We start from the raw sequence: 7531 nt of genomic DNA on the forward strand, positions 1-7531 counted from the left end.
CCTGGCCATCCGCGAGCGCGTGCTCGGCCCCGAGCATCCCGATACCGCCACCAGCTTGGACAGCCTCGCCGTGCTGTACCACGCGCAGGGGCAGTACGACGCGGCCCGCCCGCTCCTCGAACGCGCCCTGGCCATCCGCGAGCGCGTGCTCGGCCCCGAGCATCCCGATACCGCCACCAGCTTGGACAGCCTCGCCGTGCTGTACCACGCGCAGGGGCAGTACGACGCGGCCCGCCCGCTCCTCGAACGCGCCCTGGCCATCCGCGAGCGCGTGCTCGGCCCTGACCATCCTGACACCGCCACCAGCCTCAACAACCTCGCACTCAATTACTACGACCAGAACGATGTCCAGACCGCCGAGCGGCTAATGGGCCGGGCGCTTGCGATCCGCGAAGCCCGCCTCGGGCCTGACCACCCCGACACGCAGCGCTCACGCCGAAGTCTGGCTGCCATACAGGAACGCCTCAGGGGAACGGCGGCCCTGCCGCCCAGCGACGTCACCGCGCTCCTCGGGGCCATTGCCGCCGTTGCCACCGGTGACGATGCGCCACGGCAGGAAGTCACAGCGGCCCTGGCGCACCTTGAGCAGCAGGGCTTGAGGCTGCGCGAACCCGTCGAGCGCATCTGGGCAGGGGAGCGGGAGCGGGAAGCGCTCGTGGCGGGCCTCGACGAGCAAGACACCGCGCTGATCGAGCGGGTGCTGGCACTGCTTGAGCACGGTGCATAAGCCGAACGAGCTTGAAGGAAACGTCCATGACGTGTGTTCTCTGTCGTCAGGCCGAGACAGCGCCTGGCACCACGACGGTACCCGCTCGGCCAGGTTTGACGCCAAGACGCAAAGGCGCAGAGGATCATGAGGGACGCTCGCGCGCATGACGAGGCTGGTGCCGCCCACCCCAGTTGCCCGAAGCTTTGCGCCCTCGCGCCTTGGCGTCAAAACATGCAGCGTGGTGCCGCCCACCCCAGTTGCCCGAAGCTTTGCGCCCTCGCGCCTTGGCGTCAAAACGTGCAGCGGTGCTGGCGTTGCTTAGGCACGGTGCATACGCCGAACGAGCCTTGGTGTCCCCATTGTCGATGGGGTTGGCTTTTGTTGCGGCAAGAACGTTGCGATACGCTGGTACGCATGCCATAATAGGGTCATCGAACCTTCGATCTGCGGATTATTTCAGATGCTCAATCGCCAAAAAGCTGTCTTGCTCCTTTTGCAACAGGCAGGTCGCGCTGTAGCACCGGTTCAACTGATGAAGTGGTCATGCTTCGCGCTTGAACAGGAAATGGATGCGTTGGTGCGCAGTGGAGCAACAGTTTGTCGAGGGGGCGCGGTTGGAGGGCGAAATCATTATCATTACCGCCTATGAGCCTGATCCAGCCTTGTGGGAAGCTGATTTCAAAAGGAAACGCCCATGACGTGTGTTATCTGTCGTCAGGCCGAGACAGCGCCTGGCACCACGACGGTGACCCTCACGCGGGGGAAACTGACCTTTGTTGTCCGTGGCGTCCCGGCCCAGATCTGTCCCAACTGTGGCGAAGCCTACGTCAATGAAGAGGCGGCAAGGACGTTGCTCACGACTGCCGAGCACCTCGCTGCCGTGGGGACCCAGGTGGATGTGCGCGATTATGCCGCGTGATGCTGGCTGCGTGAGCCTCATGGCCAGGTTTGACGCAAAGACGCCAAGGCGCAAAGGCGCAGAGGATCATGAGGGACGCTCGCGCGCATGACGAGACTGGTGCCGCCCACCTCCGTTGCCCGAAGCTTTGCGCCTTCGCGCCTTGGCGTCAAAAAACACCGCGTGGTACCGCCCACCCCAGTTGCCCGAAGCTTTGCGCCTTCGCGCCTTGGCGTCAAAAGATGCAGCGGTGCTGGCGCTGCATGGACGACGCGGATCCTGTTGGGTAAGCTGAGTTGCGCACCAACGCAACCCTTGCCCCTCCCGGCGCTACGATACGCAGTGCAGACTTGGCGGGCGATGTTTGCATTGGTTCCATGAGCGCAGGGTGATCAGATTTTCATGGCACTGGTGCTTGTGTGTTTGGCGACTACATCAGCATCTACGACATCCAGCGTGCCGTGCAGGACGGAGCCACCGTCCCCATCTCCTACGAGAGCCGTCTCGCCAAGTTGGGGCTTGATGAGCAGGAAAAGCCGTGCCTCGATCAGGACGTTGAGGAGGTGACCACTTCGGTTACACGGCTAGCTGGACGGACTTCTCCCTCATTCTCTACGAGGTTCATACGATGCAGACGCTGCTGTTTCTCTGTACTGGCAACTACTATCGGAGTCGCTTCGCTGAATACCTGTTTAATGCGCGAGCGCACGCGCTTGGTCTGCCCTGGACGGCGTTCTCGCGCGCCCTGGCCCTCGAACGAGGCAGTGGCAACGTTGGCCCGATCTCACCACTCGTCCTGAACGGCCTAGCGCAACGTGGCGTGACAGTGACGCCCACCATCCCCGTGCCCACCCAGGCCAGCGAGGAGGATTTCGCCAGGGCGCACCGCCACATCGCCTTGGATGAGCGTGAGCATCAACCGCTGATCATTGAGCGCTTTCCCGCGTGGAGCGATCGAATCACGTACTGGCACATCGCCGACGTCGGCGATCTCACGCCAGCGTGTGCCCTTGCGGCGATTGAGCGCGAGGTCACGGCCCTCCTGTCACGCGAGCATCTCCTGGTGCGTGGCGGCGCTCCGGCGTCGAAGTTCTTGGATGATCTGGGATGATTGACGGTTAGACGATCCAGCCAGATCGTCCAACCCGCTTTCGGGGAACAAAGAACAGCAACCACCGCTTTTTTGACGCAAAGGCGCAAAGGCGCAAAGCACCGGGGTGATCATGGGAATGGGGCCGATCCTCACCCCCGGCAGGGCGCAACAGCGATGGGGGCGACGATGTGATCAACGGAGGCGCAGGGGCTGCTGCGCCCCTACGTGACTCTCGGCGGCGCAGCAACTACCATGGGCGCACGAAGCAATACCGTGCGGAGTGCAACGAACGCAATGTCTGGCGATGAACGATCCCCTGGTGACTCCATCGACCCGCTGAACGTCGGTGAGTTGATTTCAGCAGTCAGACCTGCGGAGCGCCCCTATGTGCCCACGCCGTCGGCGTCTACGCCGCGACGACAACGTGCGATGCCGATGATACTTCAGGATCTTGCTGATGAAAATCCACAGCCCCGAACCCCACCATCCCCCCGCGCAAGCCCCTCATGCGTACATCCGGCACCACATTCGTGCGGGTCGCCCGTGCTCCTAGCAACGCACGGTGGACTTCTGAAACGCTGTCCTCGCGTATAATGCGGCATCTCACCTCGACAGAATGAGGAAGATGTTGCTCATATGCGGCTCGCGTTGGGCTCGTGTTCAGATGTGGAGGAACAGACCAGCCTGGAAGCAAGAGCCTCCCGCGCTCGAAGGCATGCCGAGGGCAGGACGCCCTCGCTCCCAGGATACGGGTAAACAGTCACCTCCTTGGTTGTGGATGGTTTAGCTTAGGAGTTCAAGGATGGATCATCGCGTCGCCTACAAAGTCTACTACGAAGACACCGATAGCCTGGGAGTTGTCTACTATGCCAATTATCTGAAGTATCTTGAACGGGGGCGGAGCGAATTTGTGGGAGCCCAAGGCAAGCCGATCGAGCAATGGAACCGCGAAGGCTTCTATTTTGTCGTCTATGCGCTCACGATGAAGTTCAAGAAAGCGGCGACGTTGGGCGATATGGTCGAGGTTGTGTCGGCCTTTCGTTTAACATCGGCATATCGCGCGCGCTTTCGCCAACGCATCGAGTGCCGTGGCGACCTCCTTGTCGAGGCTGAGGTCGATATTGTATGCGTCAATTCGCAGCAGCAACTCCGCGAATTTCCAGCGTTTGGGGCGGGCTGACCCTGCTCTCTGGGCTCATCGTCGCACTGGTGATGTACGACGCCGCCCCATCGGTCTTCGATGTTGCCAACCTGATGCGCGAGGCTCGCGTGTTTCAGCTCTTCTGCGGTGTCGTCTGGCCCGACGGGTACCTCTTGTGCCGTCGGCTGGACGAGCGTAATTATGCCGCAGGGTCAGCATCAATCGGTGAGCAGATTTCAACCAACGTGCCATCTGGGCAGCGGACATACGAGACCACCTGGCCCCACGGCTTCGCCTCAGGCGCTTTCAGTTCGGTCGCGCCCGCAGCCAGGGCTTTCGTGTGGGCGTCAGCGACCGTGGGCGTCACCAGCGCAACTTCAACGCCAAGGGGCGTCCTGGATTCGCTTGCCGCAACAAACCCGTTGGGCAGGTTCATGTGCCCCAAGGCATGCGATGCGAACGCGAGCGTGGTTGCTCCCGTTTCAAGTTCGCCGTAGTCGCCAGACTCGTGAAGAAAGCGTCGTGCGAGCCCAAAGGCACGTTCAAAGAAGGCCAACGATGCACCGACATTGGGAACATAAATGATGGTGTAACCAAACTTCATGCGTGCTCCTGTTTTGCGCCCTAACGGCGACCATTTGCCATTGACAATCCGTCAGCACTAGCCAAACGCCTGGTTTCCGGCACCTTCTTCTGCGTTACCTCTATCCGCGAGGGCCATTGTACCATCTGGCTCAGAAGATAGGAAGCCACGAGACGATGCTCCGCAGGGCGATTGCATCATACGAAACCGGATACAAAAAGACGCGCTATCAGGGCACCCGCAAGGGGTGCCCCTACCGGCCGGGGGCCGGATCCGGTGTACGGGCACCCCTTGCGGGTGCCCTGGCGGGTGCATTCACGGAAGATGCAATCGCCCTGCGATCCTCCGTAGGGTGATGACCTCTCTTGCGTTGGTGAGTGCCGCCAGACCGGCGGAGCGCCCCCACCGTCGCCGTCAACTGCTCGGCGACGGTGGGCGAATTCGGCCTGCGCCGGCTCGCTCCAGGCAGGGCTGATGCAAAGTCCCAGGAGGGTTCGATAGTGTCCGCAGATTACGCAGATTACGCAGATGCGGAAGCCCTAATCTGCGTAATCTGCGTAATCTGCGGACGATCAGACGGACTTTGCATCAGCCCTATCGCTCTAGGCTCACGGCTTGCCCCAGGGACGCCGCATGCTATCATAGCCAGCAAAGATCGATCATCCTGCTGATCACGATCCAGGGCAATGTGATCTTTGCTGCGGTGTTTGTGGCATGGTTGTGGAAGACGCGCTCTGAGCAGGTCTAGATGCCATACTTTCCCCACTTCAAGCGTCAGGCCAACGCAGTCGTTCCCCCGAAGGAAGGCGCAGTTGGGATGCGGAGACTAAGCCAGTGGCGCGCCACAGTCCCACTCCTGGCCCGCATGGAACAGGAGCGTGGCGGTACACAGCCCCAACGACAGTGACGTTACAACAAAGCCGCTCAGGGAGACCCTCCCTGAGCGGCTTCGTGATGCCTGCACGGCAATGCGAAGAGCCGTTACGGCAAGGTCAGCATGTAGGCCACCAGATCTTCAATCTGCGCTGGGGTGAGCCCCTGTTGCTGTTGATAGACGGCTGGCATCGTTCCTGCAGCAAAGCCGTCCACGAGATAGGCGTTTGGGTTGATGATTGAGACGCGCAGGTACTGCGCGGCACTCAGGTGAGGCTGGCGTGAGGCGGCCGTAGCGCCAATACCGCTCAGACTCGGCCCCACGAGGGTGCTGCTCCCCGGAGCGATATTGTGGCAGATGTTGCAGTTGATCCCGCCTACGGCGATGGCCTCGGACGGCAGGGCGGCGAAGAGGACGGCCCCCGCAGCGGCATCGCCGGTGGTCTCCACCGGTCCGGCCTCGGCAGCGCTGACGGGTGCCGCAGTGGCTTGCGTCGCACGGCTACGGGCAGCAACGGTCGGGGCCGGGGTCGCGGTCGGCACAGTTGTCGCGGTCGAGGCTGGCGGCAGGGTGGCAGCGACTGGCTGCGGTGGCATGGCCGTCGTAGCTTGCTGGCCCATCCCTCCGCCGAAAACAACGATCAACCCAACGCCAACCAGTCCCAGAACTAGGGCGGCACCGATCAGGATCAGCAGCGTGGGATTGAGCAGTGAGGGCTCTGTGCGCCCAGAGCGAGATGATGACGACCCACGGCGATCGTGGTTTGTTGGACGCCAACTCATATGCATACCTCCATAAAAAATGGTAACGTGAGGAACATCATTTCGTGCTGATTGATGGTCGATGCACTGAATCACGGGCGCTACCTGACAGGAGAGCGCAAAGCGCAAAGCGCAAAGCGCAAAGCGTCAAGCGCAGAGCGTCAAGCGCAGAACGCAGAGCGCAGAGCGCAAAGCGTCAAGCGCAGAACGCAGAACGCAGAACGCAGAGCGTCAAGCGCAGAGCGCAAAGCGCAGAGCGTCAAGCGCAGAGTGCAGAACGGTAGGCACACGCAACGATTTCAGCGCACCGTGAGGTGGGGGCGCACTTTTGGCGGAGGGAAGCTGGGTGGCGGGAGATAGATACGCACCGCAGCGATGAGGAAATCAAGCCTGAGCACGACGATGAAGATGACGACCAGCATCGGCGGGGCAACCTGGAGGGCTGGGTACACAGCGCGAGGGTTGCTCCAGACCGCCGAGAAGGGGGCGCTTATGCTGGATGTTATTCTAGGTCCGAGGTCGCAGAGAAAGATCTGCTGTTCGCTCGTCAGCGTTGCGTGCTGGTGGGAAAACGCGCAGTGGATGAGGCACAGGATGGGGTTGATGAAGCCGATGAGCAAGGCAGCAGCGCAGCTGATCACCGTCGCAGTGCGAGGCACGAGCGGCAGGAAAATCGACCGATTTTGTCGCTTACCATGCATTCCTATCATTGATGCGCCTTTGCCTGCGGGCGATGGTTTTGGATGGGCGTAATTATATCACTATAGTTGCCCAGAACGCAGAGCAGCACCACAGCTCCCCGTGGCGCACCGCCGCCGTGCATCAGGTAACATCGGGTACAATGGTGAGGCCACCCGTATCGCGTGGGGCTGTGCACCCCCGGCAGCACGGGTTCGATCACTTCATTGCGCTGAGGAGACGATCAATGCATGACATGACGACCGTGATCCTGATCAACCGCGCCGGGATGGGCGAGACCGACCCGGCCCTGCAGCAAAAGTTGCTGGCGACGTACCTGCGTCTCCTCAACGAAAACAACAGCCTCCCCGCCGCCATCTGCGTCTACACCGAGGGAGTCAAGCTCGTCGTCCACGGCTCGCCCGTGCTCGCCGAACTTCAGGCGTTGGAGGCTCGGGGCGTCCACGTCATCAGCTGTCTCACCTGTCTCGATTATTATGGCCTGACCGAACAACTGGCCGTCGGGGTGATCGGCGGCATGCCTGACATCATCGCAGCCCAGTGGGGTGCCCAGAAGGTGATCACGCTGTAGGGGCGGTACGGTCATAGACCTTGACCAGCAGGATGTGATGGTTACGCCATGCCGTACCGCTCAGCGGCATCACCTTCCGGTGCGCTCCGTCACCTGCTCCCCCCGCCGGAGGGTGATTGCTACGAGACGGTCGGTGCAGGCGACTCCTGTTCGTCGTCTGACAGGGCGAGCTCGATCACGCGATCCAGGGGCATCGTCTTGC

The 7531-nt window shown here is 61.6% G+C and carries 8 protein-coding genes and 1 pseudogene; 6 read left to right on the plus strand and 3 right to left on the minus strand.

The window, feature by feature from the left end; translation table 11 throughout:
- The 5 genes and pseudogenes from EYB53_RS24450 to EYB53_RS24470 all read left to right on the plus strand — a co-directional run.
- The coding region (locus tag EYB53_RS24450) for a tetratricopeptide repeat protein (protein ID WP_135482086.1) at positions 1–727 on the plus strand (727 nt) is incomplete at its 5' end.
- Between the two features lie 676 nt (positions 728–1403).
- Positions 1404–1628 (plus strand): type II toxin-antitoxin system MqsA family antitoxin, encoded by a 225-nt coding sequence (locus EYB53_RS24455; protein ID WP_135482088.1) that lies wholly within the window; start codon positions 1404–1406, stop codon positions 1626–1628.
- Between the two features lie 398 nt (positions 1629–2026).
- A pseudogene (locus EYB53_RS26830) lies at positions 2027–2173 on the plus strand (hypothetical protein); the annotation flags it as partial.
- Positions 2174–2235: 62 nt separating this feature from the next.
- Positions 2236–2718, plus strand: a complete 483-nt coding sequence (locus EYB53_RS25865) for an arsenate reductase/protein-tyrosine-phosphatase family protein (protein WP_135482090.1) — start codon at positions 2236–2238, stop codon at positions 2716–2718.
- Positions 2719–3502: 784 nt separating this feature from the next.
- Positions 3503–3880 (plus strand): YbgC/FadM family acyl-CoA thioesterase, encoded by a 378-nt coding sequence (locus tag EYB53_RS24470; protein ID WP_135482092.1) that lies wholly within the window; start codon positions 3503–3505, stop codon positions 3878–3880.
- 160 nt (positions 3881–4040) lie between these two features.
- Here the strand turns inward: EYB53_RS24470 and EYB53_RS24475 are convergent, their stop codons facing one another.
- The 3 genes from EYB53_RS24475 to EYB53_RS24490 form a co-directional block, all read right to left on the minus strand.
- On the minus strand, positions 4041–4445 hold the full coding sequence (locus EYB53_RS24475; RefSeq protein WP_135482094.1) for a VOC family protein: 405 nt from the start codon (positions 4443–4445) through the stop codon (positions 4041–4043).
- A 960-nt stretch (positions 4446–5405) separates the two neighbouring features.
- Entirely contained in the window at positions 5406–6080 is a 675-nt protein-coding gene (locus tag EYB53_RS24480) for a c-type cytochrome (protein WP_167857606.1), read from the minus strand.
- 278 nt (positions 6081–6358) lie between these two features.
- A complete protein-coding gene (locus EYB53_RS24490) occupies positions 6359–6760 on the minus strand; it encodes a hypothetical protein (protein WP_135482099.1) in 402 nt (133 codons plus the stop codon).
- A 224-nt stretch (positions 6761–6984) separates the two neighbouring features.
- Here EYB53_RS24490 and EYB53_RS24495 point away from each other — a divergent pair, with 224 nt between their 5' ends.
- On the plus strand, positions 6985–7329 hold the full coding sequence (locus tag EYB53_RS24495) for a DsrE family protein (RefSeq protein WP_167857607.1): 345 nt from the start codon (positions 6985–6987) through the stop codon (positions 7327–7329).
- Positions 7330–7531 lie beyond the last annotated feature (202 nt).

This window comes from Candidatus Chloroploca mongolica (assembly GCF_004762035.2).
In the GTDB taxonomy this organism is placed as follows: Bacteria; Chloroflexota; Chloroflexia; order Chloroflexales; family Chloroflexaceae; genus Chloroploca; species Chloroploca mongolica.